This is a genomic window from Hymenobacter rubidus, assembly GCF_016734815.1.
Classification (GTDB): Bacteria; Bacteroidota; Bacteroidia; order Cytophagales; family Hymenobacteraceae; genus Hymenobacter; species Hymenobacter rubidus.
On record NZ_JAERQF010000021.1, the window covers coordinates 46,689 to 70,972 of the forward strand.

Consider the following 24,284-nt stretch of genomic DNA (forward strand, 5'->3'; position numbering starts at 1 on the left):
GCTGCCGCCCCCATTCACTGTCGAGAACGTGATGGTAGCCGACGTGGTGGTGAGAGCCGAAACCCTCGCTCCGGTTGGCGGAGAGCAATTAGTCGGGTTGCTGCTGCCACTCGTCACGAAACCTACCCAAGCCGAGGAAGCGGTAGCGCCGCCTGCGCAGTTGCTCACGACCGATACCCGGTGATAACGCCCGGCAACCAATCCTGTGAGCGCAACCGGCGCCCCACCGGCATTCACGCTGGTAATCCCTGCGGCCGTGCTGTCGGTGGAGTAAAAACGAACCGTATAGCTAACGGCGGAGGCGGACGGCACGAAATTGACCACCACACTTGAAGCCGTTATATTGCTAACCGTCACATTGGTCGGGGCAGCGCATGTTTGGGCTTGCGCACTTGGTACATGCCAGGATAGCACTGCCATCAGAATGGCAAAGAGAAAAGTAACGGTTTTCATAAATACTGATGAGAAAAGAGGTGAAGGAATCCGAAGCCGGGCGGCCGCGCCGTGCTTTTCTTCCAGACAGGCCCCAGCAGCAAAAGGCTGCCGTACTTATTTATTTTTCTTAGCAAGTGGCTATCTATCTATAAACCAGCGACCCAGTGTTCATCCAATTCGGTTATAAACAGAAAAGCCGCCCCTGAATACAGGGACGGCCTTTCTCAATTATTCACCGCATCCGACTAATCTACCGAATCCGAAAAATCCGTGATTCAGACGGCGTACTCATTCGCCTCAATCAGCTTGGCGGCGATGCGGCGGCGCGACTCTTTCACGTTCAGCAGCTCGGTTTTGGTGAAGCGCTTCAGGCCCATGAGCAGCAGGCGTTGCTCGTCGCCCTCGGCCATGCTGCCGATGGCGTCTTTGCCGGCCTTCTCCACGATGTCCACGGCGTCGGCCAGGTACACGCGGGCGATGTCAGCTTCTACAGCCATAGCCTCTTCGCCCTTTGCGGCGGCTTCCTTCTCCACGCGCAGCAGGGTGCTCTCGGCGATGTACACCTTGATGGCCATGTCGGCGATGTTCATCAGCAGCTCTTGCTCCTTGGCCAGGGTGGCGGTGAACTTCTGCACGGCCGAGCCGGCCACCATCAGCACCGCTTTTTTCAGGTTGGCAATGGTCTTGTATTCCTTGCTGAACAGGCCGGTTTCCTCGTCCTGGCTCAGGCTCGGAATGCTCATCAACTCCTGCTGCACGGCCTGGGCGGGGCCCATCAGGTCGATTTCGCCCTTCAGGCCTTTCTTCAGAATCATGTCAACGGCCAGCAGACGGTTGATTTCGTTGGTGCCTTCGAAAATGCGGTTGATGCGCGAGTCGCGGTAGGCGCGGTCCATCGGGTAGTCGGCCGAGAAGCCGTAGCCGCCGTAAATCTGCACGCCCTCGTCCACCACGTAGTCGAGCACTTCCGAACCTTCTACTTTCAGAATGGCGCACTCCACGGCAAACTCGCGGGCCGCGCCCAGCAGCGCCTCGTTAGCGCCTTTGCCTTCGGCGATGAGCTGCTGCTCCATGCGGTAGATGTCGGAACCCGCGCGGTAAATGGCCGATTCCACGGCGTAGATGCGGATGGCCTGCTGCGCCAGCTTGTAGCGAATCGCGCCAAACTTCGAGATGGGCATTTTGAACTGCACCCGCTCGTTGGCATATTTCACGCTCAAATCAGCGGCCATTTTGGTAGCGCCCAGGCAGGCCGCGGCCAGCTTGATGCGGCCAATGTTCAGCACGTTGAAGGCGATGAGGTGGCCTTTGCCAATCTCGCCCAGCACGTTCTCCTTCGGCACCTGCGCATCGGTCAGGAACACCTGGCGGGTCGAAGAGCCCTTGATGCCCATCTTGTGCTCCTCGTTGCCGAGGCTCAGGCCGGGCGTGTTTTTCTCCACGATGAAACCGGTGAACTTGTCGCCGTCAATCTGGGCAAACACGATGAACACATCGGCAAAGCCGGCGTTCGTAATCCACATTTTCTGACCATTCAGCACGTAGTGCGTGCCTTCAGCGTTGAGCACGGCCTTGGTCTTGGCGCCCAGCGCGTCGGAGCCGGAGCCGGGCTCGGTGAGGCAGTAGGCGCCCATCAGCTCGCCGCTGGTGAGGCCGGGCAGGTACTTGGCCTTCTGCTCGTCGTTGCCGAAGTACAGAATGGGCAGCATGGCGATGCCCGTGTGCGCCGCAAATGCCACCGGGAACGAGTGGCCGCCGCCCACGCCCTCGGTCACGCGCAGGGCCGTGGTGAAGTCCATGTCCAGCCCGCCGTACTGCTCCGGAATGCTCACGCCGAACAAGCCGAGCTGGCCGGCTTTCTCCATCAGGCCGCGCATGAGGCCTTCCTCATGGTTGTCGAGGCGCTCGAGCAGCGGCTGCACTTCGGCCTGCACGAAATCGAGACAGGTTTGGTGCATGTAGTTCTGCTCCTCGGTGAAGTCGGCCGGCGTGAACACGTTCTGGGCATCGGTCGGCTTGATGATGAATTCGCCGCCCTTCAGGCTGGCTTGCTGCGTGGTTTCCATGTCGGTTGGGGTGGGTGTGGAGTTGAAAAGTATTAGGCTAGCCTACTAGTTAGAGAAACAACGAGGCTAGCGGTTTAGTGTTGCAAGTTAAGAAAAAATGTTAGGCACGCCTACTATATCAGCGAAAGAAAACCCCGGCGGGGCGGGGCTTTATTTTACTTAGTCTGTTTGTTTAAAGAAGCTTGGAACTCATCTAAGTGAACAAAAAATTGCTTTAAAGCATCAATCTCATCAGCACTCCAAAACTCAATAATTTTTGCCCAGCCCTGGGTTGATTTGACTTTATGCTTTTTTGCTATCCAAGAAGCAAATTCATCAAACAAAGCTGCGTCTTTTACCTGACTCGAATTACCGTGGAACCAGCCGCTTAGAAAACATCGCAAGTGATGTATTGATGGCTTTCCTAAGTACATAGGAGGCCGCTTTCTAATATCATTAAGAAGTTCGAAGACAGAGTTTTTCACGGTTGTACTATTTGTCAACTTTACTCACTTCTTCTATTTGGCAAGAGTGGTGGGACGAAGCCCTTCGGGCAATTCGTCCGACCACTTCACCGCTACTTCAGCAACTCATAGATGCCGGCGACGCCCTGGCCGCCGCCCACGCAGGCCGTGACGATGCCGTACTTCTTGCCGCGCTCACGCAGCTCGTCGAAGAGCTGGATGCTGAGCTTGGCGCCGGAGCAGCCCAGCGGGTGGCCGAGGGCAATGGCGCCGCCGTTCACGTTCAGCTTCTCGGGGTCGATGCCTAGCTCGCGCACTACGGCCAGCGACTGCGAGGCGAAGGCTTCGTTCAACTCAAACAGGTCGATGTCTTCGAGTTTCAGGCCGGCTTGCTTGAGGACTTTCGGCACGGCTTTGATGGGGCCCATGCCCATGATGCGCGGGTCGACGCCTTCGGTGGCGTAGTTCACCATGCGGGCAATGGGCTCCAGGTTCAGCTCCTTCACCATGCGCTCCGACATCACGAGCACGAAGGCCGCGCCGTCGGACGTCTGGGACGAGTTGCCGGCCGTGACGGTGCCGTTGGCGGCGAACACGGGGCGCAGTTTGCCCAGGGCTTCCACCGAGGTATCGGCGCGGGGGCCTTCGTCGGTATCCACCACGTAGGAGCGGTTTTTCTTCTTGCCGGTGGCTTGGTCCACGTAAGTTTCCTCTACCGTGATGGGCACAATGCTCTTGGCAAACTTGCCGGCGGCAATGGCTTTGATGGCCTTCTGGTGCGAGTTGTAAGAGAATTCGTCCTGGTCCTGGCGGCTGATTTTGTAGTCGTTGGCCACGGCTTCGGCGGTGAGGCCCATGCCCATGTAGTAGTCGGGATGCGCCATCGCCAGCTTGTAGTTGGGCACGGTTTTCCAGCCCACGGTGGGCACCATGCTCATGCTCTCGGTGCCGCCCGCGATGATGCAGTCGGCCATGCCCGAAGAGATTTTGCCCACCGCCATGGCGATGGTTTCGACGCCGGAGCCGCAGTAGCGGTTCACGATGAGGCCGGATACGTTGATGGGCAGCGCCAGCAGCGAAATCAGGCGGCCCATTTGCAGGCCCTGTTCCGCCTCGGGCACGGCATTGCCGACGATTACATCGTCAATGCGCGTGGGGTCAAGGGCCGGCACCTGGGCTACGAGGTGTTTAATAACGGCAGCAGCGAGGTCGTCGGGCCGGGTGAAACGGAGGCCGCCACGGGGGGCTTTGCCCACGGCCGTGCGGTAGCCTGCTACGATATATGCGGTGTTAGACATGGTCTTTTTATTGTCATCCTGAGCGTAGCGAAGGACCTTATCACGTCCACAGCTTCGGTCAAATTGAGTGTTAATGATTTATTTGAGCAGCGCGGCACTGGTCGCAGATGCCTTCTTCATCAAGTGCCAGCGGAGGAAACATGCTTCGAATGTTTGCCGGGGCAAACGGACTCACACCAATCAAATCAGGCATTTCGGGCTTGTATCCTTCGCTTTGGCAGAACCGGCATTGCTGAAGCCACTTTTGAAGCTTAGGATACATGGCGAGGTAATCTTTACCGCCCCGGTGCTTATTCGTACCCATAGCTTTTGGCTAAGTTGATTTGGCGTAAAAAGATGCTTCCTTCGTCAGCATGACAAACGGCTAGTTGCGCAGCGGCTTGCCCGTGGTCAGAATCGACTGAATCCGCTCCAGCGTCTTGCGCTCGCCGCAGAGCGACAGGAACGCCTCGCGCTCCAAATCCAGCAGGTACTGCTCACTCACTTCGGTGGGCGACGACAAGTCCCCGCCGCACATCACGTAGGCCAGTTTATCAGCAATGAGCTGGTCGTGGGTCGAGATGTAGTTGCCCTGCTGCATGGCATACACGCCGGTCTTAAACATGGCCAGCGCGCCTTTGCCGTGCACCTTGATGTTGGTTTTCTGCATCGGCTGAGTGTAGCCGGCATCGGCCAGGTCGAGAGCAGCCGATTTCGCGGCGGCAATTACGCGGTTGCTGTTCAGCACCACTTCATCACCCCGACGCAGGAAGCCCAGGTCGAAGGCCTCAGCGGCCGAGGTCGAGACTTTAGCCGTGCTGATGGTCATATAAGTGTTGCGCAGCAGATTGAATTCGGGCTCACCGTCTTCGTATTTGAGGGCGGTGCGCAGGGTCATTTCCTTGGTACCGCCGCCGCCGGGAATCAGACCCACGCCGAATTCTACGAGGCCGATGTAGGATTCGGCGGCTGCTACCACGCGGTCGCAGTGCAGGTTTAGCTCGCAACCGCCGCCCAGCGTGAGGCCGTGCGGGGTGCCCACCACCGGAATGCTGCTGTAGCGCATCCGCATCATGGCCTGCTGGAACTGCTGAATCATCATGTTCAGCTCGTCAAAATCCTGGTCGAGCGCCTGCATGTACACGAGGCCCAGGTTGGCGCCGGCCGAGAAGTTCGGCGCGTCGTTGCCCACCACGAGGCCGCGGTAGCCGGCTTCGGCCATCTCCACGCCTTTCAACAGGCCTTGGATAACGTCGGTGCCCAATGAGTTCATCTTGGAATGGAACTCCACGTTCAGAATGCCGTCGCCGAGGTCGATAACTGACGCGCCCGAGTTTTTCCACAGCACTTTGCCGCTGGCCCGTAGGTTGTCGAGAATAATGAAATTCTCTACACCCGGAATGGCCTGATAGCTCTTGCTGGCTTGGTCGTAGAACTTCCGCACGCCGTCTTCTACCTTATAAAAGGTCGCATTGCCGGCGGCCAGCATTTCCTCCACCCACGCAGCCACGGTGCGGCCGGCAGCTTTGGCTAGGTCAACCCCAGCCTGCACGCCCAGCGCGTCCCAGGTTTCAAACGGGCCCAGTTCCCAGCCGAAACCGGCGCGCAGCGCGTCATCAATTTTGTAGAGTTGGTCGGAGATTTCCGGCACCCGGTTGCTTACGTAGGCAAACAACCCGCCGAAGCTCAGGCGGTAAAACTCGCCAGCCTTGTCCTTGCCTGAAACCAGCACCTTGAAGCGGTCAGCCAGCTTCTCGATGGTTTTGGTCATTTCCAGCGTGGCGAATTTCACCTTCTGGCTCGGCTTATATTCCAGCGTGTTAAGGTCCAGCGCGTGGATTTCCGACTTACCGCCCTCGCCTTTCACTTTCTTGTAGAAGCCCTGGCCGGTTTTGTCGCCCAGCCACTTGCTCTCGCCCATTTTCTTCACGAAATCGGGCAGCACGAATACGTCCTTGGCCTCGTCATCCGGCAGGCCCTGGGCCAGGCCGTTGGCCACATTGATGGTCGTATCCAGGCCCACCACGTCGGAAGTGCGCAGCGTGGCCGATTTCGCGTGGCCAATTACCGGGCCGGTCAGCTTGTCGGTTTCCTCCACGGTCAGGCCCAGCTTCTGCATGGTCTGCATGGCGTCGAGCAGGGCCCACACGCCCACGCGGTTGGCAATGAAGCCGGGCGTGTCCTTGGCCAAAACCACGGTTTTGCCCAGGTACAGGTCGCCGTAGTGTTGCAGGAAATCCAGCACGTCCGGCTTGGTGTCCGGCGTCGGGATAATTTCCAGCAGCTTCAAATAGCGCGGCGGGTTGAAGAAGTGCGTGCCGGCAAAATGCTGCTTAAAATCTTCCGAACGACCCTCGGCCAGCAGGTGAATCGGGATGCCGCTGGTGTTGCTGGTAATCAGCGTACCCTTCTTGCGGAACTGCTCCACCCGCTCGTAGAGGCTCTTTTTGATGTCGAGCCGCTCGATAACCACCTCAATCGTCCAATCGCAGGTGGCGATATCCTTGAGATTATCATCAAAGTTGCCGGTTTTGATTTTGGCCGCATCGGCCTTGCGGTAGAGCGGCGAGGGATTGGCAACGATTGCGGCTTGCAGCGCAGCATTCACAATGCGGTTGCGCACGGCCGGGGCATCCAGTTTCAGGCCCTTTTTCTCTTCGTCGGGCAGCAGCTCTTTGGGGGCGATGTCGAGCAGCAGCACCTGCACGCCGATGTTGGCGAAGTGGCAGGCAATGCGCGAGCCCATAACGCCGGAGCCGAGCACGGCCACTTTCTTGATGGTTCGGTTCATAGTGGTTTTAAACTGTCATCCTGAGCATTCCGCGGATGAAGCGGCGACGAAGGACCTTATCACGTCCGCACCGTAGTGAATAATGAATCTGACGAAAGCAGCCGTGATAAGATGCTTCCTTCGTCAGCATGACAACGATTTAACAGAAGCTCAGGAAGCTGACGCTTCCGTCCGCAACGGCTTGAGCACGAATTCTTCAAACAAGGTCTTCCCTTCAATCATGCTCGTAATCTGAGCCGCTACCTTGAAGAAGACATCCAATTGATTCTGCGGGATTTTCTCGCGGATTTTCAAATTAAAGTGCCGCACCGTCTGGCGCGAAACCTCCTTTTTCTCCAGGCCCAGCGGTGTCAGGAAAATGCGGACCGAGCGTTTGTCCACCGAGTCGGCCTGCTTGTAGATGAGGCCTTTCTCCTCCATGCTGCGCAAAATGCGCGTCAGGCTGCGCGTTTCGAGGCCCAGCAGCGGGGCAATTTTAGTGGCCGGCGTGCCTTTCTCCTGGTCGATGTTCAGCAGCACGAAGCCGATGCTCGTGGTAATGTCGTTCTGCGCCGCCTGCGTGTTATACATCCGCGAGATGGCATGCCAGGCTACTTTGATGTTATAATCGACGGTTTCTTCGGGTTTCATGGGCAGGGGGTAAGTGCGGTAAACTTACGAAAAATATATTAGGCTTGCATAACAGTTAGCAAAAAAGTAGCGCGGACTTTTAGTCCGCGAATGGATGGTGCCACTCGCGGACTAAAAGTCCGCGCTACCGCTGACTTAGTGCGCCGCGCGCTCGTGCGGCTCCTTCTCGGCCCGCTCGTAGATGTCGGCAATCAGGTCCTTGTTGTGCTCGGTGATGACCTTGCGTTTCACCTTCATGGTGGGCGTCATTTCGCCGCTTTCTACGGTCCACTGCGTGGGCAGCAGCACGTGCCGCTTCACCTGCTCCCACTGCGCAAAGCCTTTGTTATACTTCTCAATCAGGTCTTTGTAGAGCTTCACTACCTTCTCATTCTTCACCAGCTCCTCGTTGGATGCATCGGGCACGCCGTTGCGCTTGCACCAGCCTTTTAGGTCGGGGAAGGACGGGACGACCAGCGCGGAGGCGAACTTCTGGTCGGCCCCCACCACCATGGCCTGTTCGATGAGCGGGTCTTCCTTCAGCTTGCCCTCGATGACCTGCGGAGCAATGTACTTGCCGCCCGAGGTCTTGAACATCTCCTTCTTGCGGTCGGTGATTTTCAGGAACTTGCCGTTCACCAGCTCGCCAATGTCGCCGGTGTGGAACCAGCCCTCCTCGTCAAACTCCTTGGCCGTGAGTTCGGGCTGGTTGTAGTAGCCCTTCATCACGGAAGCCGATTTGGTGAGGATTTCGCCGTCGGGGGCGATTTTCACCTGCATGTTGTCGATGAGCGGGCCCACCGTGCCAATCATGTTGTTTTCCGGCTCGTAGCCGCCCACGGCAATCACGGGCGAGGTTTCCGTCAGGCCATAGCCCTCCATCACCCGGATGCCGGCCGCCCAGAACACCCGCGCCAGCCGCGGCTGCAAGGCCCCGCCGCCGCTCACAATGCAACGCAGGTTGCCGCCCAGCGCCTCACGCCACTTATTGAAAATAAGTTTATTGGCCAACGCCAGCTGCGTGTTATAGAAGAAGCCCTGGTCCTTCTGGGTGTCGTATTTCAGGCCCAAATCCAAGGCCCAGAAGAACAGGTTTTTCTTGATGCCGTCCAGTTCGTGGCCTTTCGCCACGATTTTGTCATACACTTTTTCCAGCAAGCGCGGCACGGTGGTGAAAATCTCGGGCTTCACCTCGCGCAGGTTGTCGGCGATGACGTCCATGTTTTCGGCGTAGTAGATGCTCACGCTGTTTATCATGTACAGGTAGGTCACCATGCGCTCGAAAATGTGGCAGAGCGGCAGGAAGCTCAGGGCCTTGTCGTTTTTCGTGACGGGCACGAAGCGCTGCGAGTTGCGGCAGTTGCTCAAGATGTTATCGTGCGTGAGCATCACGCCCTTGGGCTGCCCGGTGGTGCCGCTGGTGTAGATGAGCGTAAGCAAATCGTCGGGCTCAACGGCGGCTTTTAGCGGCTCCAAATCCGCCGCGTTGCCTTTTTTACCGATTTCCAGCAGCTCGCTGAAATGGCGGGCGCCCTCAATCTTATCGAAGGTGAAGATATTTTCGGCCGGAATGTCGAGGCCCTGCGTAGCCTCTTTTACCTTGTCGAACAGCTTTTTATCGGCCACGAAAACGGCCCGCACGCCGGCGTCGGTGAAAATATACTTGTAGTCCTCCACCGTGATGCTCGGGTACATCGGCACGCTGGTGGCCCCGATTTGGGAGATGCCGAAGTCGGCCAGCATCCACTCGGGGCGGTTCATGCTGATAATGGCCACTTTATCGCCGCGCTTGAGGCCGAGCGCCACGAGGCCGAGCGAAACCAGGTTGGCTTGGTCGAGCAGTTGCTGGCTGCTGATGGGCACCCATTGACCATCAATTTTGGAGGCCAGGGCGTCGGGTTTGGGCGCGGTGGCAATTTGATGCGGAAGGATATCGAAGGCGCGACGAACGTCCATTGGGTGGGGTGGGGTAAGGCGTTGCGGGGGAATTTGTGCTTAAATAAAGCGCTTTTTTCGGGGCTGGGCCACAGGGGGTCAACCCGAACGGTAGCGTGCTTCCTACGGGTAAAAACCAAATGCGTAGCGAAAACGGTCAAAAACCCCGAAAACCCGGCTGTTTCCTACGTAATTTTGGCCCCTTGCATTCTCGCTCCCAATGAATCTGGCCCTGTTTTTTGACCCGCTGCCGGAAACGCTGACCGAAGCAGCGCCCGCGCCTACCACGCTGGCCGCCTACGCCACCCGCTTCACCGAAACCTTCCCCGACTGGCGCACCGCCGACCTGGCCCTCATCGGCCTCGACGAGTGGCGTGGCAGCGCGGCCGGCCCGCCCAACGCCCGCCGCCACGGCCCCAACGAAGTGCGCCAGCGTTTCTACCAGCTGCAAAAAGGCAGTGGATTGCTCCGTTTGGTCGACTTGGGCAACCTGCGCCCCGGCCTCACGCTGGAAGACACCTACCAGCGCCTGCGCGAAATCATTGGGGCGCTGCTGGAAGAAAATACGGTGCCCATCCTGCTGGGTGGCAGCCACGACCTAGACTACGGCCAATTCCTCGCCTACGAGGTGCAGAACCGCACCGTGAACGTGACCGTGGTGGACTCGCGGCCCGACATGGCCGAGCCCGGCCCCGGCACGCCGCCCGAAGAAAGCCACCTGCGCCGCCTGCTGGTGCACGAGCCCAACATTGTGTTCAGCCTGGCCCACCTCGGCCACCAGCAGTACCTCACGCCACCCGAGGTAATGGTGGTCCTCGAAAAGCTGCACTTCGACACCATGAGCGTGGGCGAGGTGCGCGCCGACCGCCGCCTGGCCGAGCCGCTGGTGCGCCAGGCCGACTTTATGAGCGTCGACATTGCCGCCATTCGCTGGCAGGACTCGCCGGGCTACTACCCGGCCAACCCCTTCGGCTTGGGCAACGAGGAAGCCACGCAACTGTGCTGGTACGCCGGCCACAACGAGCAGCTCAGCTCCTTCGGCCTCTACGGCTACCGCGCCGACGTGGACCCGAATGGGCTGGCGGCCGCCACCATTGCCACCATGCTCTGGTATTTCGTGGAAGGCTTCTACCACCGCCGGCCCGAAACCGGCTTCGGCACCTTCCGCTTCCTTACTTACACCGTGGTACTACCTGGCAACCCCGACAAGCTGGTGTTCTACAAGTCGCGCCGCGCCGAAAAGTGGTGGATGGAAGTAGAGCGCCTCGGCGACAACGCCACCAAGCGCGTAGTGCCGTGCACCTACGAAGATTACCTGAACGCCTCGCAGGGCGACCTGCCCCAGCGCTGGATTCGCTTGCAGGCACTGCTGAGTTAGATTTTGTTGGAAAGATTATCCAGAACGTCATGCGGAGCGCAGCGAAGCATCTTTACCGAGATAGTAAATAGAAGATTGCATTGCGCGGTAAAGATGCTTCGCTGCGCTCCGCATGACGTGCTTTTACATGCCTGAAACGCTCCCCTCCTACACCAAAAACCAGCTGGCTCTGCGCAACGGCCAGGACCGCGACGAAATCTGGGTGGCGTATCAGGGCCGGATTTACGACGTGAGCCGCTCGCGGCTGTGGCGGCGCGGCAACCACTACGAGCACTGGGCCGGCCAGGACCTAACCGCCGAGCTGGACAAGGATGCTCCGCATACGGCCAACGTATTCGATAATTTCCCCGTTGTGGGCCAACTTGTGTAGAACAGGCTTTGGCTTGTTTGTCGCCCCAAAACCCATTATTGAACAAGCCCAAGCCTGTTCTACGCACTATGATGACCACCGAAGCCCCCTCCGAATTCAACCACCTCGAAACCCTTTCCACCACCGAGCTGCTGGTCGGCATGAACCAGCTCGACCAGACCGTGCCGCAAACGGTAGCCAAAGCCCTGCCGCAAATAGAAGCATTGGTGGATGCCACGGTGGCCCGCCTGCGCGACGGCGGCCGGCTGTTCTACATTGGGGCGGGCACCAGCGGGCGGCTGGGTGTGGTTGATGCTTCGGAATGTCCGCCCACATTTGGCGTGCCCACCGAGATGGTGGTGGGCATCATGGCCGGCGGCGACGGGGCCATTCGAGTAGCGGTGGAAGGAGCCGAAGACGACGCCGAACAGGCTTGGAAGGACCTGCAAACCCACAACATCAGCCCGAAGGATGTGCTGGTGGGCATTGCCGCCTCGGGCCGCACGCCCTACGTTGTCGGTGGGCTGCAGCGGGCGCGGGCCGCGGGCCTGGCCACCGGCTGCGTGGTATGCAATGCCGGCTCGGCAGTGGCGGCAGCCGCTGAGTTTCCGGTGGAGGTGGTGACCGGGCCGGAATTCATCACGGGCAGCACGCGGCTGAAGGCTGGTTCGGCCCAGAAAATGGTGCTCAACATGCTCACTACGGCCACCTTCATCCGCCTGGGCTATGTGCGCGGCAACAAAATGGTCGACATGAAGCTCTCCAATGTGAAGCTGGTCGACCGCGGCGAGCGCATGCTGATGGATGAGCTCGGCATTGAGCAGGCCGAAGCCGCGCAACTGCTGAAGCAGCACGGCAGCGTGCGGGCGGCTCTGGATGCTTTCAAGCGGTAGTGCATGCTTTAGCTTGTGTCTCACGGGCTTATTTTTTCGGGCGAACGATTCGGCCTTACTGGCGTTTCTAGGGAGGCACAAGCTAAAACGTGTGCTCTACTCGCCCCATGCACACCATCGAGCCGCACTACAACTGGATTGAGCAATACTCGGCATCCGAAGACCCTCGTTCGCCGCTTTTCGAAGCCGAAAACAGCCTCGATACCTACACCAACACCATCTACGGCTACTACATCCACCCGCAGTGGGACAGCCTGGGGTCGGACACGCTGTTTTTCAAAATCCTATTTGCCGACTACGAACTGGGCATTGCCGTGCTCGAATTCATCGGCGAGTGGAACGATGCCATCGAAAACGACATCATGGAGCTCAAGCGGAATATCATCGATATTCTGACCCATGAGGGCATCCGCAAGTTCATTCTCATCGGCGAAAACGTGTTCAACTTCCACGGCTCCGGCGACGAGTATTACGAAGAATGGTATGAGGATGTGGAAGAAGGCTGGATTGCCGGCGTAAACTTCCAAGAGCACGTGCTGCGCGAAATGAAGCAGTACAACGTTGACAATTACGTCAATTTCGGCGGCCAGCTCGACGACCTGCCGTGGCGCACCTACGAGCCGCGCCGTCTCTTCGAAGTCGTAGACAATTTGCTGAATCGTCGGCTGGGAATGCCCGAAACCGAGTTGTAGTGTAATAGTTCAGTAGCGCGAACTTTGTAGTTCGCGTCCCCGCGCCATTTCAACGACTCGTTTTTGGACGCGAACTACAAAGTTCGCACTACGCCGCTACCACCCAAACGCAAAAAAGCCTCTCCGTTGCCGGAGAGGCTTTTTTGTTGCCCGAAGCGGCCAGAATTACTTCTTAACCTCGGTCGTGGTGGTGGTGGTGCCGGCAGCGTCCATTTTGTCAGCGTTATCCTGGATGGCTTCGCCTTTAGCATCAGCCGAGTCACGTACGGCGTCAGCCTTGTCTTCCATGGCATCAGCTTTGGCTTCGCCAGCTTCTTTCACGTTTTCGCCAACCTGCTCTTGTGCGTCTTCTTTCTTGCTGTCGCACGACGAGAAGGTGAACGAACCGAGGGCCAGGGCGAGGAACAATACTTTTTTCATCTTGGGGTTTGTTTTAAATGTAATTGATTTTCAAGCATTTTTGGAGCTTCTGCCGAGGCTAAGCTCCAAATTCGAGGCTTTATACTCCTGCTAAAAAAAGGTAACCCGAGATGCTGAAAATATGTGAAGAATTTATGAGCTACTTCCTTCGCAGCAACCAAACCCGCTATTTCTTCCGGAATACAATGCCAATCGGCACGCCCGTGAAGTCGAAATGCTCGCGCATCCGGTTTTCGAGGTAGCGCGTGTAGTTGGTTTGCACGTACTGCGGCAGGTTGGCGAAGAAGGCGAACACGGGGTTGTGCGTGGGCAGCTGCGTCACGTACTTGATGCGAATCATCTTGCCCTTGAGCGCGGGCGGGCCGTACTTCTCAATCTCCTTCAGCATCACGTCGTTCAGCTGCGATGTCGGGATTTTGCGGCGCTTGTTGTGGTACACTTCAATGGCCGTTTCGATGGCCTTGTGCACGCGCTGCTTGTTCAGCACCGAGATGAAAATGACGGGAATGTAGGAGATGGGGGCAATCTTTTCGAGGATTTTCGCCTCAAATTCCTTGGCCGTGTTGGTATCCTTGTTCTCCACCAGGTCCCACTTATTCACCAGAATAACAATGCCTTTGCGGTTCTTGTCGGCCAGGGTGATAATGTTCACGTCCTGGGCTTCGATGCCGCGGCTGGCGTCCAGCATCACGATGCAGACGTCGGCCTCTTCCAGGGCGCGCAGGCTGCGCATGTTGGCGTAGAATTCCACGTCCTCGCTCACCTTGGCCTTGCGGCGCAAACCGGCGGTATCAACTAGGATGAACTCCTTGCCGAAGGCATTGTAGCGGGCCGAAATCGAGTCGCGCGTAGTGCCGGCAATGTCGGTCACGATGCTGCGGTCTTCGCCCAGCAACAAGTTCACGAGGCTGGACTTGCCCACGTTGGGGCGGCCCACCACGGCAATGCGCGGTATCTCCGACTCCGGCTCCTCGATGCCGGGGTCGTCGAAGTGGCTCACCACGGCGTCGAGTAGTTCGCCGGTGCCGTGGCCGTTCTGGCTGCTGATGGCGAAGATTTCGCCGTCGCCCAGGCCCAGCGAGTAGAACTCGCCCACGCCGTTGGCGCGCAGGTTGGTGTCGGCCTTGTTGGCCACTAGGTAAATGGGCTTTTTGCCCATGTAGCGGCGCAGCACGTGCGCAAATTCCTCGTCGAGGCCGTGCACGCCGGCGTCGGCATCTACCATGAAGAGCACCACGTCGGCCTCTTCGATGGCCAGCTTCACCTGCTTGTTGATTTCGCCCTCGAAAATATCCTCCGAGTTGTGCACATAACCGCCCGTGTCAATCACGGTGAAGTTCTTGCCAATCCAGTCGCCGTAGCCGTAATGGCGGTCGCGGGTCACGCCGCTCTCGTTGTCCATGATGGCCTTGCGCTGGCCCACGAGGCGGTTGAAAAGCGTGGATTTGCCCACGTTGGGCCGCCCTACGATGGCGACCGTGTTTTGCTTTGACATGATGTGTGGCCCCAGCCGCCGACCCGACCTAGATTCGGCAGTGCCCGGGGTTATTTATGTTATAGATGGTCGGAAATAGTGTAGCGCGGACTTTTAGTCCGCGAGTTGTAATAGATTGTGGAGTCGCGGACTACAAAGTCCGCGCTACAGCGCTATTGGTACCCGAACCGGCTCAGTGCTTTCGCATCCGTGCGCCAGTTCTCGTTCACTTTTACGTGCAGCTCCAGGAAGACTTTCTTCATAAAGAACTTCTCCATTTCCTCGCGCGCCCAGGTGCCTACTTTTTTCAGCGCCTCGCCGCCCTGGCCGATGACGATGCCCTTCTGGCTACTGCGCTCGACGTAGATGATGCCGCGAATGCGAATGATGGCGTCTTCTTCTTTAAACTCCTCAATGACAACTTCGCAGCTGTAGGGAATCTCCTTTTTGTAGAGTTTGAAGATTTTCTCGCGCACCATTTCGGCGGCAAAAAAACGTTCGGGCTTGTCGGTTAGTTCGTCTTTCGGATAATACGGCGGGTGGACGGGCAGGCGCTCCAGCACCAGCTGCAGCACGCCGTCGGTGCCGAAATGGTTGAGGGCCGAGATGGGCAGGACTTCGGCGGCGTTGGGCAATTGTTCTTTCCAGTAGGCCAGCTTGGCTTCTACTTCGGCTTGGTCGGCCTGGTCGATTTTGTTGACGAGGAGGATGATGGGCGTGTCCACCATCTTTCGTAGGCGTTCTACTACGGGCTCCTCGTCGTGCTTCTCGTAGATATCCGTCACGAAGAGCACCACGTCGGCGTCTTCGAGCGACGAGTACACGAACGACATCATGGCGTTATGCAGCTCGTATTTGGGCTGGATAATGCCGGGGGTATCGGAATAAATCAGCTGGAAATCATCGCCGTTGAGGATGCCCAGGATGCGGTGGCGCGTGGTCTGGGCCTTGCTCGTGACGATACTGAGCCGCTCGCCCACCAGCGCGTTCATGAGCGTGGACTTGCCCACGTTGGGCTTGCCAATGATGCTCACGAAGCCGGCGCGGTGGGGTTTAGTTTCGGGGTTCACGATGGATGGGTTTGATAATCAGGGCCGCAAAGGTACGGCTTTCGGGGCGGAAAAGCTAGGTGGCGCTGAAAGGAGTAGGTTGAGCGTCATGCCGAGCGCAGCCGAGGCATCTCGCGTGGGGTAGTCATTCAATCGTCAGAAAAAAGAATTAGTGGTGGCACGCGAGATGCCTCGGCTCCGCTCGGCATGACGGGCTAGTAGCACTGCATAGAGCACACAGAATTTCGCTTTTGGTCAATTCGATTTGCGGAAATCGTCAGCAAGGGCGCTGGGGCGGGGCCGGACCTTTGTCATGTTCTCCAACGCATCCATCTTCTAACCCGCAGCTATATGTTTCTCGGACATTTCGGCGTCGCTTTCGGCGCCAAGACGCAGCAGCCCCGCGTGTCGCTGGGCACCTTGTTTCTGGCCGCGCAGCTGGCCGATTTGGTGTGGCCCACCCTGCTTCTGCTCGGCGTGGAGCGCGTGAACATCGTGCCGAACGCCACCGCCACCAACCCCTTCGATTTTGTGCATTACCCTTTCACGCACAGCTTGCTGGGCGAGCTGGTGGGCGGCCTGTTGCTGGGTCTGCTCTACTGGTTGGTAAAGCGCAACGCCAACGGGGCGCTGCTGGTGGGCCTGCTGGTGCCCAGCCACTGGCTGCTCGATTTGGTGGTGCACCAGCCCGATTTGCCGCTGTATCCCGGCCATTCGCCGCTGCTGGGAATGGGGCTGTGGAACCACCTGGCCATTACGCAGGTGGTAGAGTTTGCCTTGTTGGGCGTGGGGCTGTGGCTGTACGTGCGCCGCACCCGGGCCCGCAACGGTGTGGGGCGCTATGGCTTGCTGGGGCTGGTGGCCTTTCTGGTATTGGTACATCTGTCCAGTCTTTTTAGCCCGCCGCCGGCTTCGGTTGCGTTTATTGGTTGGGGCGGGCAGCTCATGTGGCTGACGGTGCTGCTGGCCTATTGGGTCGACCACAACCGGGAGGTTATCGGCGAAACGCGCCCGGCGTCTGCCCCGTCCATTTCTTGAAGGAGCGCACAAATACGCTCGGCTCGGAATAGCCCAGCAGAAAGGCCACGTCGGTGATGCTCAGGTGGGACTCGCGCAGGTGGCGCTGGGCGAGTTCACTGCGCACGGCGCCGAGCAGCTGCTGGTAGGTGTGGCCAGCTTCTTTGAGCTTGAGTTGAAGCGTGCGCACGCCCAGGTGCAGGCAGTCGGCCACGGCGGCCAGAGTGGGCGCTTCGCCCTTAAGCAGGCGCACAATCTCGCCCCGCACCCGTTCGGCCAGCGTGGGCGGCTGGCTGGTGGGCAGTTGGGCCAGCAACGCCGCCGCGTGCTGCTCAAACAAGGGAAACAGCGCTGGGTTGGCGTGCAGCACGGGCAGCGCCAGGGTGGCCGCATCGAACGCGACCTGAGTGAATGGCGCGTCAAACGCCAGATTCGTCGTTCCGAGGGTTTGCTCGTGCTCCCGCGTGTCGGTGGGGCGCGGGTAGGCGATGCGAACGGCTTGGGGCAGCACGGGCTGGCCGGTGAGCGTAGCGAAGGCAGCCAGGTAAATCGACAGCTCCGAATTCAACACGTACTGCGGGTGCACGATGGCGGGGCTGGTTAGTTCCAGATTTAGCCAAATGCCGCCGGGCCACTCGGAGGCAGGTGTCTGGAAGGTGCGCACGCCCTGGCAGGCCACGTCCTGGTAGCGGCAGAGCTGCGTGATGGCAGCGCCCACCGTGGGTGCGTGCATCAGCACGTAGGCCAACGTGCCGGCGGTGGCGAAGTTGATGTGGCCGCCAATGTGCAGGTCGAAGTGCGGGTCGTGCGTGGCCTCCATCACCAGCGGCCACAGGCGCTGAATGGTGGCCAGGGGCACGCGGGCATCGGGACCGGCCGCGGCGGCGGGGTCAAACCCAATGGCTTGGCTGAGCGCGGGCACGTCGGCGCCGTGCTGGCCGGCTACCCACAGCAGCAGGTTGAGGGAGGAAGCGGCAAGGGTATCAGGCGGCGTCATGCGTCAGGGCTGAATCTGGTTGCAATTACGGCCGGGGCGTCGAACCAAGAACGGTCCGGGCGGTTTGCTTGGCAAGCCAATGTAGCGCGTACTCCCAGAGTCCACGCTATAGTTCCGAACTTTGCCCCAATGAATTCCACTACTTCGCCCAACGCTCGCATTGGCGTGCTGCTCGTCAACCTCGGCACGCCCGACTCGCCCAATACGCCCGACGTGCGGCGCTACCTCAACGAATTCCTCACCGACGGCCGGGTGGTCGACATGCCGGCCGCCATTCGCTACCCGCTGTTTCAGGGCCTGGTAGTGCCGTTGCGGGCGCCTAAGTCGGCCAAAATCTACAAGGAATTGTGGACCGAGCGTGGTTCTCCTCTGCTCTTCCACGGCCTCGATTTGCAGCAGAAAGTGCAGGCCGAGTTGGGGGAACAATACGTGGTGGCCTTCGGCATGCGCTACCAGAAGCCCAGCATCGAGAAGGCGCTGGAGGAACTGCGCACGGCGGCCGTGGAGCGCATCATCGTGCTGCCACTGTTTCCGCAGTATGCCTCGGCCAGCACGGGCTCGGTGCAGGAAAAGGTGATGGCCATTGTGAAAGACTGGTGGGTGGTGCCCAGCATCAGCTTCATCAGCCAGTTTGCCACCGACCCGGGCTTCATTGCCACCATTGTGGCGCGGGGCAAGGCCGAGATGGCCAAGCAGCAATACGACCACGTTGTGCTCAGCTACCACGGCATTCCGGAGCGCCACGTGAAAAAAGGCGACCCGACCAACTATTGCCGCTTTGGCAGCTGCTGCGATACCCTCACCCCCCAAAACCAGTACTGCTACCGCGCCCAGTGCTTTGCCACGTCGCGCCTGGTGGCCGAAGGCCTGGGCTTGCGCCCCGAGCAGTACACGGTGGCTTTCCAGAGCCGCCTGCAAAGCCGCCTGCGCGACCCCTGGCTGCAGCCTTACACCGACGAAGTGCTCAAGGAATTCCCCGCCAGGGGCATCAAAAACGTGCTGGCCTTCTCCCCGGCTTTCGTGGCCGACTGCCTCGAAACGACGATTGAAGTCGGCGAAGAATTCAAGGAGATGTTCGAGGAAGCCGGCGGCAAGCACTGGCAGCTGGTGCCTTCGCTGAACTCAGAACCGCAGTGGGTAGATGCCGTGGCCGCCATGATTCGCCGCAGTTAATGCCTAACAAGTTGCCAGACGATAAAAGCGCTGTCGAGCTTAGCTTGACAGCGCTTTTTATTGTTGAATAAGCGCTTGCGTTGCAGCACCGTTCAATTGATTTACGAAGCCCGACGACGGCTGTAGAAACTGTCCGTGTCGAAAGACTCCTGTTCGTAGAAGCGGGGGGTGGCCGCGGGCTCTTTGCCCAGGGCGCGCAGCATGGCTTCTTCGTACTCGCGGGTAATCTGGATTTCGACGTAGGGCGGGTAGTTCAGGACCGACTCGGCGTTGAGGGCGGGCACAAACACGTTGTCGCCGTCGTCGTCCAACGAAGCAGCCCCAATAGGCAGCAGAATACGGTTTTCGTGCTCGTTGATGTGGAAGCGGCTATCCAGTTCCACGTCGAGGTAGCGCACTTTCATGGCTTCAGGCTCTACTATCAGCTCGTGCACCACCCCCAGGGCCTGGCCATCATTGCCGCGCACGGTCCAGCCGCGCACGTCGGGGTTGCCGTCGGCTACTTCAAAATCGGTCAGGTCGCGCAAGCGGCGCAATACAGGAGTTTCCATTGCTCTTTATCAAGGTATGGCTCATTTCGCCGGTTCACTCAATACGCGCACGGCAGCAGCAGCTTTGGTTAAAAATTCTTGATTCTGCTTTTGCTCGGCAGCCGTAGTGCTCCGGCCAGACAAGCGTCCGGCCAGGGTAACCAACTCATTGGCGGCGCTCTCCAACTCTGGGTAAGCCTTTTGTTGCAACACCCGGATGAGCCCGGCCGCTGCTACAAATCCTGGGCGAAGACTGGCGTTGGGCTCGCCCAGGCGGCTCGTGGCGCTGGTCAGGTTATCGCGTTGCTCGGTGGTGCTGGGGTCGCGCAGGTCGTCGCGGTCGGTGAGGGCAACCAAGGCCGCAGTCAGTTTTTGCAAGCCGTCCGATGCATAGGCAGGTGCGGCCGGGTTCGTCGCTGCTTGGGCTGCCAGCGAAGCCGGCGTTTCCGCATCATCAGATGCTTCGGCTCCCGGCGTGGCACCGTGGTTCGCGGCGGTATCGCCCTGCGGAATATCGGCAATGGCCTCCCGGTGGCTGGCCTGCTCCAGAGCATTGCGGGCGCTCAAGGTATCGGCGGCTCTTGAAGTGGTGGTATCCGTCGGGGCCTGCGTGGCATTGGGGTTGGGCGCAGCTTCGTCGGTCGGGTCGGGGCGCAGGAAAAAATAAGCCGCTATGCCAAGCGCCGCAATTGCCAGCAGCACCAGCAGCCACGGGCTGGGCGCCGCCTTCTTTCGTTGAATGTTGATGTCAGCCATGCAAAAACTTGTTTTCGCCCCGTTTGTACGAAGGCCGGCGAAAAGTAGTCATTGCTCGCTGATATCGTCACAGCTCTCCCGTGGCCGCGCTACCGAAAGCGAGCTTACATCGATGGGAGCGAATGCGGCGATTTTCCAGTTCCGTGCCTTGCGCTCTGCCCCACTAACCGCCATCGAACCACTTGCCCGCTGAATTGCTATTCTCCCGTGTAGAGCATCTGGCACAATATCAGGCAACCACCTGCCGGTAGAGTTTGGCTAGCGCTTCTACGGCGTAGTCTACTTCAGCAGCAGTATTCATCTTGCTCATCGAGAAGCGCACCGTGGCACGGTCTGGGTCACAGCCCAAGGCGTCCAGGACGTGCGAGCCCGCCTGCGCCCCGCTGGTACACGCCGAGCCGCCCGAAGCCGCCACCTTGCTGATATCGAGGTTGAACAACAGCATTTCGCTGATGGCCGACGGAGGCAAGCTCACGCTCAACACCGTGTACAGGCTGTGGTCGGCATGCTCGGAGAGGCCGTTAAACTGCACGTCCTCAACTTCTGCCCGTAGTTTTTCAACAAAGCGCGTTTTGAGCGCCTGCACATGCGCCTGGTGCTGCGGCAAGTCGCGCACAGCAATTTCCAGCGCCTTGGCCAGTCCCACGATGCCGTACACATTCTCGGTGCCGGCCCGGACGTTGCGCTCCTGCGAGCCGCCGTGAATGAGCGGATTTACCTGCAAGCCGCTGCGCGTATAGAGAAAGCCTACGCCCTTGGGGCCGTGAAATTTGTGCGCCGAGCCCACCAGAAAGTGGTTTTTCAGCTGCTGCACGTTATGGCGGTAGTGCCCCATGGTCTGCACCGTATCGGTATGGAACACGGCATCGTAGCGGGCACAAATCTCGCCAATTGCCTCAATGTCATTGAGGTTGCCGATTTCGTTGTTGGCGTGCATTAGGCTCACGAAGGTGCGGGGCTGTGCTGCCAGCATTTCTTCCAGATGCCCCAAATCGAGCCGGCCCTGCGCATCGTGCCGCACGTAGTGCAGCTCGACTTCGCCGCTTTTCTCCAATGCCTGCAGGGGGTGTAGCACCGCATGGTGCTCCAGAGGCGACGTGATGGCGTGCTTCAGGCCCAATGAGCGCACGCTGCCGAAGGCAGCATAATTATCGGCCTCGGTGCCACAGCTCGTGAAGGAAATTTCGGCAGGAGCGGCATTGATGAGGTGTGCCACCGTTTTGCGCGCATTTTCGATGGCGGCCCGTACCTGCCGGCCGGCCCCGTGCAGGCTGCTTGGGTTGCCGTAATGCTGGCTCAGAAAAGGCAGCATAGCGTCCAGCACTTCCGGGTCGAGGGGCGTGGTGGCGGCATTATCGAAATAAACGAAGGCGGGTGCAGGGGAGAGGGTTGGGGTCATGGCGGTGGGGCAAAATCCGGACGGCGGGCGTGGGTGCGCCCACCGTCCAGGTAATTGGGTGTGCAAAGCTCGCAGTTTTCACCGGAACCGTCCCGACACCAGAAAATGCCTGCCGCAAGCCCGCCTGACTTTCAAGGGCTCCGCACCAAATTTTGGTCAAGCCCTAAGCCTTCACCGCAATTATTTCCTTGATGTCGCCAATAATCTTCTGAGCCAAGTAGTCGGCCGTGGCATTGGAATCCGATTCGGCGTAGATACGAATGATGGGCTCGGTATTGGACTTGCGCAGGTGCACCCACTCCTTATCAAACTCGATTTTCACCCCGTCAATCGTGTTCACCGGCTGCTTAGCGTAGCGTTTTTCCATCTTGGCCAGCACGTCATCGGTATTGATATCCGGGGTCAGCTCAATTTTGTTTTTGGAAATAAAATAGCCGGGGTATGAATTGCGCAACCGGCTCATGGCCAGGCCCGACTTGGCCAAGTGCGTCAGGAACAACGCAATACCCACCAAAGCATCCCGGCCGTAGTGTAGCTCCGGGTAGATGATGCCGCCGTTGCCTTCGCCGCCAATTACAGCGTTGGTTTCCTTCATCATGGTCACCACGTTTACCTCGCCTACGGCGGCGGCGGCGTAGTTGCCACCGGCTTTCTCGGTCACGTCGCGCAGAGCGCGGGTGCTGCTCAGGTTGCTCACGGTGTTGCCGCCGCCCAAGGCTTTCAGCACGTAGTCGGCCACGGCTACCAACGTGTATTCTTCGCCGAACATTTCGCCATTTTCGCTCACCAGCGCCAGGCGGTCCACGTCGGGGTCCACCACAATGCCAAGGTCAAAGCCGCCCTTCTCCAGCACTTTGGCAATGTCGCGCAGGTGTTCGGGCAGCGGCTCGGGGTTGTGGGCAAAGTCGCCAGTGGGTTCGCAGTGCAGCTTCTCCACGGTGTTCACGCCCAGCGCTTCCAGCAACAGCGGTACGGCAATGCCACCCGAAGAATTTACGGCATCGACCACGACCCGGAAATTTCGGGCCTTAATGGCTTCCACATCCACCAGCGGCAGGGCCAGAATGGCTTTGATGTGCTTTTTGAGGAAGGTAGCGTCCGTGGTGTACTGGCCCAGCTTGGTCACGGCCGCGAAGTCAAAGTCCTCGCTTTCGGCCGAAGCCAGCACCTGCTGTCCATCGTTTTCCGAAATGAATTCGCCCTGCGCATTCAGCAGTTTGAGGGCATTCCACTGCTTAGGATTGTGCGATGCCGTGAGGATGATGCCACCGGCCGCCTTCTTCGCGGGCACGGCCATTTCCACGGTGGGCGTGGTGCTCAGGCCCAGGTCGCACACATCAAGGCCCAGCCCTTGCAGGGTAGCGGCCACCAGCCGGCTCACCATTTCGCCGGAAATACGAGCGTCGCGACCAATGACAATCAGCTTACTGTCTGCAACTTGGCTTTTCACCCAAGTGCCATATGCGGCGGCGTACTTCACCACGTCAAGCGGAGTCAGGCCTTGCCCAACCGGTCCGCCAATGGTGCCGCGAATGCCGGAAATCGATTTAATGAGTGTCACGGAGTAGAATTTTAGAAAGACCAAAATTAGGCATTAGCAGCCGGTTGGCGACACCGGCATTTATCTTTGGAACAATGGAAAACCCCGTCTCTCCTCCTACTGCTCTGCTTACCAGCGCCCGACGTCCGGCACAACTCGAAGCTTTTGGCCGCCTGCTCGATGTGTTGGACCGCCTGCGCACCGAATGCCCCTGGGATAAAAAGCAAACCCTGCAAAGTTTGCGCCACCTCACCATTGAGGAAACCTATGAAATCAGCGACGCCATCCTGCGCGACGACCTGCCCGACCTGAAGAAGGAGCTCGGTGACGTGATGCTGCACCTGATTTTTTACGCCCGCATTGCCGCCGAGCAAGGTGCCTTCGACATTGCCGACGTGCTCAATGCGCAATGCGAAAAGCTCATTTATCGCCACCCGCACATTTATGGCGACGTGCAGGCCGATGACGAGGACACCGTGAAACGCAACTGGGAGCAGCTTAAGCTGAAAGAAAAAGGCAACACGGCCGGCGTGCTCGGCGGCGTGCCCACCTCCTTGCCGGCCCTGGTAAAGGCCATGCGCATTCAGGAAAAAGCCCGGGGTGCCGGCTTCGACTGGGAGCAGCCCGCGCAGGTATGGGAAAAGGTCAAAGAAGAGTTGGGCGAGTTTGGCGACGAATACAGCCACGGCGACCCCACGAAGATGAATGCCGAAAAAGCAGCCGACGAATTTGGCGATTTGTTATTTTCTCTGGTGAATTTTGCGCGCTTCGCGGGCATCAATCCCGAGGAGGCGCTTGAACGCACCAATCGCAAGTTTATCAGCCGGTTTCAGTACCTCGAAACAGCTGCAACGGCCAGTGGCCAACGCCTTGCCGACCTCACGCTGGCCCAAATGGATGTGTACTGGGAAGATGCTAAAAAACAACTTGCCCAACCCAAGAGCTAGAATTAGCGTTGTCGTATTTATCGGCGCGTTGGCTTGCGTTTCTGATGGGTTCGGCCAAGTTTTCTTTGGTCAGGCCACACTTTTTGGTTAGGTTTGCCCAGCTAAGACGGCCCA

The 24,284-nt window shown here is 58.9% G+C and carries 22 protein-coding genes and 1 pseudogene; 8 read left to right on the forward strand and 15 right to left on the reverse strand.

What is annotated here, in order from left to right; translation table 11 throughout:
• Positions 1–28: 28 nt before the first annotated feature.
• A complete protein-coding gene (locus JKL48_RS23170; RefSeq protein ID WP_236668814.1) occupies positions 29–184 on the forward strand; it encodes a hypothetical protein in 156 nt (51 codons plus the stop codon).
• Between the two features lie 2 nt (positions 185–186).
• Here JKL48_RS23170 and JKL48_RS23775 read toward each other — a convergent pair.
• The 7 genes and pseudogenes from JKL48_RS23775 to JKL48_RS14565 form a co-directional block, all read right to left on the reverse strand.
• Positions 187–453: pseudogene (locus tag JKL48_RS23775) on the reverse strand (fibronectin type III domain-containing protein); the annotation flags it as partial.
• Between the two features lie 257 nt (positions 454–710).
• A complete protein-coding gene (locus JKL48_RS14540) occupies positions 711–2,501 on the reverse strand; it encodes an acyl-CoA dehydrogenase family protein (protein WP_201983694.1) in 1,791 nt (596 codons plus the stop codon).
• Positions 2,502–2,656: 155 nt separating this feature from the next.
• On the reverse strand, positions 2,657–2,965 hold the full coding sequence (locus tag JKL48_RS14545; RefSeq protein WP_201983695.1) for a hypothetical protein: 309 nt from the start codon (positions 2,963–2,965) through the stop codon (positions 2,657–2,659).
• Positions 2,966–3,057: 92 nt separating this feature from the next.
• Positions 3,058–4,242: a thiolase family protein gene (locus tag JKL48_RS14550; RefSeq protein WP_201983696.1), complete on the reverse strand. Its 1,185-nt coding sequence runs from the start codon at positions 4,240–4,242 to the stop codon at positions 3,058–3,060.
• A 364-nt stretch (positions 4,243–4,606) separates the two neighbouring features.
• On the reverse strand, positions 4,607–7,012 hold the full coding sequence (locus JKL48_RS14555) for a 3-hydroxyacyl-CoA dehydrogenase/enoyl-CoA hydratase family protein (protein ID WP_201983697.1): 2,406 nt from the start codon (positions 7,010–7,012) through the stop codon (positions 4,607–4,609).
• A gap of 150 nt (positions 7,013–7,162) precedes the next feature.
• A complete protein-coding gene (locus JKL48_RS14560) occupies positions 7,163–7,642 on the reverse strand; it encodes a MarR family winged helix-turn-helix transcriptional regulator (protein ID WP_201983699.1) in 480 nt (159 codons plus the stop codon).
• Positions 7,643–7,777: 135 nt separating this feature from the next.
• On the reverse strand, positions 7,778–9,577 hold the full coding sequence (locus JKL48_RS14565) for an AMP-dependent synthetase/ligase (RefSeq protein WP_201983700.1): 1,800 nt from the start codon (positions 9,575–9,577) through the stop codon (positions 7,778–7,780).
• Positions 9,578–9,776: 199 nt separating this feature from the next.
• On the opposite strand from JKL48_RS14565, the gene JKL48_RS14570 reads away from it, so the two are divergent.
• From JKL48_RS14570 to JKL48_RS14585, 4 genes are all read left to right on the forward strand, one after another.
• Positions 9,777–10,934 (forward strand): formimidoylglutamase, encoded by a 1,158-nt coding sequence (locus JKL48_RS14570; RefSeq protein ID WP_201983702.1) that lies wholly within the window; start codon positions 9,777–9,779, stop codon positions 10,932–10,934.
• A gap of 127 nt (positions 10,935–11,061) precedes the next feature.
• Entirely contained in the window at positions 11,062–11,304 is a 243-nt protein-coding gene (locus JKL48_RS14575; RefSeq protein WP_201983703.1) for a cytochrome b5 domain-containing protein, read from the forward strand.
• Between the two features lie 71 nt (positions 11,305–11,375).
• Positions 11,376–12,176, forward strand: a complete 801-nt coding sequence (gene murQ / locus JKL48_RS14580; protein WP_201983792.1) for an N-acetylmuramic acid 6-phosphate etherase — start codon at positions 11,376–11,378, stop codon at positions 12,174–12,176.
• Positions 12,177–12,283: 107 nt separating this feature from the next.
• A complete protein-coding gene (locus tag JKL48_RS14585; protein WP_201983704.1) occupies positions 12,284–12,868 on the forward strand; it encodes a hypothetical protein in 585 nt (194 codons plus the stop codon).
• Positions 12,869–13,033: 165 nt separating this feature from the next.
• Here the strand turns inward: JKL48_RS14585 and JKL48_RS14590 are convergent, their stop codons facing one another.
• The 3 genes from JKL48_RS14590 to era form a co-directional block, all read right to left on the reverse strand.
• Positions 13,034–13,288 carry a hypothetical protein gene (locus JKL48_RS14590; RefSeq protein ID WP_201983705.1) on the reverse strand — a complete coding sequence of 85 codons (255 nt, stop codon included), beginning with the start codon at positions 13,286–13,288 and terminating at the stop codon, positions 13,034–13,036.
• Positions 13,289–13,454: 166 nt separating this feature from the next.
• The gene (gene der / locus JKL48_RS14595) at positions 13,455–14,783 is read right to left on the reverse strand and encodes a ribosome biogenesis GTPase Der (protein ID WP_201983707.1); all 1,329 of its coding nucleotides are present in this window, start codon (positions 14,781–14,783) and stop codon (positions 13,455–13,457) included.
• 152 nt (positions 14,784–14,935) lie between these two features.
• Positions 14,936–15,832: a GTPase Era gene (gene era, locus JKL48_RS14600; protein WP_201983709.1), complete on the reverse strand. Its 897-nt coding sequence runs from the start codon at positions 15,830–15,832 to the stop codon at positions 14,936–14,938.
• A 330-nt stretch (positions 15,833–16,162) separates the two neighbouring features.
• On the opposite strand from era, the gene JKL48_RS14605 reads away from it, so the two are divergent.
• Positions 16,163–16,849, forward strand: a complete 687-nt coding sequence (locus JKL48_RS14605) for a hypothetical protein (protein ID WP_201983710.1) — start codon at positions 16,163–16,165, stop codon at positions 16,847–16,849.
• Here the strand turns inward: JKL48_RS14605 and JKL48_RS14610 are convergent.
• Positions 16,806–17,825 (reverse strand): AraC family transcriptional regulator, encoded by a 1,020-nt coding sequence (locus tag JKL48_RS14610; RefSeq protein WP_201983713.1) that lies wholly within the window; start codon positions 17,823–17,825, stop codon positions 16,806–16,808. The genes JKL48_RS14605 and JKL48_RS14610 overlap by 44 nt on opposite strands.
• A 129-nt stretch (positions 17,826–17,954) precedes the next feature.
• On the opposite strand from JKL48_RS14610, the gene hemH reads away from it, so the two are divergent.
• On the forward strand, positions 17,955–18,998 hold the full coding sequence (gene hemH / locus JKL48_RS14615; RefSeq protein WP_201983714.1) for a ferrochelatase: 1,044 nt from the start codon (positions 17,955–17,957) through the stop codon (positions 18,996–18,998).
• 101 nt (positions 18,999–19,099) lie between these two features.
• On the opposite strand, the gene JKL48_RS14620 is transcribed toward hemH, so the two are convergent.
• The 4 genes from JKL48_RS14620 to glmM form a co-directional block, all read right to left on the reverse strand.
• Positions 19,100–19,549, reverse strand: coding sequence for a PRC-barrel domain-containing protein (locus tag JKL48_RS14620; protein ID WP_201983716.1), 450 nt, complete (start codon positions 19,547–19,549; stop codon positions 19,100–19,102).
• A 21-nt stretch (positions 19,550–19,570) separates the two neighbouring features.
• On the reverse strand, positions 19,571–20,284 hold the full coding sequence (locus tag JKL48_RS14625) for a hypothetical protein (protein WP_201983719.1): 714 nt from the start codon (positions 20,282–20,284) through the stop codon (positions 19,571–19,573).
• A gap of 229 nt (positions 20,285–20,513) precedes the next feature.
• Positions 20,514–21,683, reverse strand: coding sequence for a cysteine desulfurase family protein (locus JKL48_RS14630; protein ID WP_201983722.1), 1,170 nt, complete (start codon positions 21,681–21,683; stop codon positions 20,514–20,516).
• A 163-nt stretch (positions 21,684–21,846) separates the two neighbouring features.
• On the reverse strand, positions 21,847–23,244 hold the full coding sequence (gene glmM / locus JKL48_RS14635; RefSeq protein WP_201983726.1) for a phosphoglucosamine mutase: 1,398 nt from the start codon (positions 23,242–23,244) through the stop codon (positions 21,847–21,849).
• 74 nt (positions 23,245–23,318) lie between these two features.
• On the opposite strand from glmM, the gene mazG reads away from it, so the two are divergent.
• The gene (mazG, locus tag JKL48_RS14640; protein WP_201983729.1) at positions 23,319–24,170 is read left to right on the forward strand and encodes a nucleoside triphosphate pyrophosphohydrolase; all 852 of its coding nucleotides are present in this window, start codon (positions 23,319–23,321) and stop codon (positions 24,168–24,170) included.
• Positions 24,171–24,284 lie beyond the last annotated feature (114 nt).

What these genes read in the sequence shown, in the direction of transcription:
- mazG (WP_201983729.1), top strand. Translation starts at nt 23,319, where the DNA reads ATGGAAAACCCCGTCTCTCCTCCTACTGCTCTGCTTACCAGCGCCCGA.
- JKL48_RS14575 (WP_201983703.1), top strand. Translation starts at nt 11,062, where the DNA reads ATGCCTGAAACGCTCCCCTCCTACACCAAAAACCAGCTGGCTCTGCGC.
- JKL48_RS14565 (WP_201983700.1), bottom strand. Translation starts at nt 9,577, where the DNA reads ATGGACGTTCGTCGCGCCTTCGATATCCTTCCGCATCAAATTGCCACC.
- hemH (WP_201983714.1), top strand. Translation starts at nt 17,955, where the DNA reads ATGAATTCCACTACTTCGCCCAACGCTCGCATTGGCGTGCTGCTCGTC.
- JKL48_RS14585 (WP_201983704.1), top strand. Translation starts at nt 12,284, where the DNA reads ATGCACACCATCGAGCCGCACTACAACTGGATTGAGCAATACTCGGCA.
- JKL48_RS14570 (WP_201983702.1), top strand. Translation starts at nt 9,777, where the DNA reads ATGAATCTGGCCCTGTTTTTTGACCCGCTGCCGGAAACGCTGACCGAA.
- JKL48_RS14630 (WP_201983722.1), bottom strand. Translation starts at nt 21,683, where the DNA reads ATGACCCCAACCCTCTCCCCTGCACCCGCCTTCGTTTATTTCGATAAT.
- JKL48_RS14555 (WP_201983697.1), bottom strand. Translation starts at nt 7,012, where the DNA reads ATGAACCGAACCATCAAGAAAGTGGCCGTGCTCGGCTCCGGCGTTATG.
- JKL48_RS14625 (WP_201983719.1), bottom strand. Translation starts at nt 20,284, where the DNA reads ATGGCTGACATCAACATTCAACGAAAGAAGGCGGCGCCCAGCCCGTGG.
- der (WP_201983707.1), bottom strand. Translation starts at nt 14,783, where the DNA reads ATGTCAAAGCAAAACACGGTCGCCATCGTAGGGCGGCCCAACGTGGGC.
- murQ (WP_201983792.1), top strand. Translation starts at nt 11,376, where the DNA reads ATGACCACCGAAGCCCCCTCCGAATTCAACCACCTCGAAACCCTTTCC.
- JKL48_RS14620 (WP_201983716.1), bottom strand. Translation starts at nt 19,549, where the DNA reads ATGGAAACTCCTGTATTGCGCCGCTTGCGCGACCTGACCGATTTTGAA.
- JKL48_RS14540 (WP_201983694.1), bottom strand. Translation starts at nt 2,501, where the DNA reads ATGGAAACCACGCAGCAAGCCAGCCTGAAGGGCGGCGAATTCATCATC.
- JKL48_RS14610 (WP_201983713.1), bottom strand. Translation starts at nt 17,825, where the DNA reads ATGACGCCGCCTGATACCCTTGCCGCTTCCTCCCTCAACCTGCTGCTG.
- JKL48_RS14590 (WP_201983705.1), bottom strand. Translation starts at nt 13,288, where the DNA reads ATGAAAAAAGTATTGTTCCTCGCCCTGGCCCTCGGTTCGTTCACCTTC.
- JKL48_RS14605 (WP_201983710.1), top strand. Translation starts at nt 16,163, where the DNA reads ATGTTTCTCGGACATTTCGGCGTCGCTTTCGGCGCCAAGACGCAGCAG.
- JKL48_RS14550 (WP_201983696.1), bottom strand. Translation starts at nt 4,242, where the DNA reads ATGTCTAACACCGCATATATCGTAGCAGGCTACCGCACGGCCGTGGGC.
- JKL48_RS14560 (WP_201983699.1), bottom strand. Translation starts at nt 7,642, where the DNA reads ATGAAACCCGAAGAAACCGTCGATTATAACATCAAAGTAGCCTGGCAT.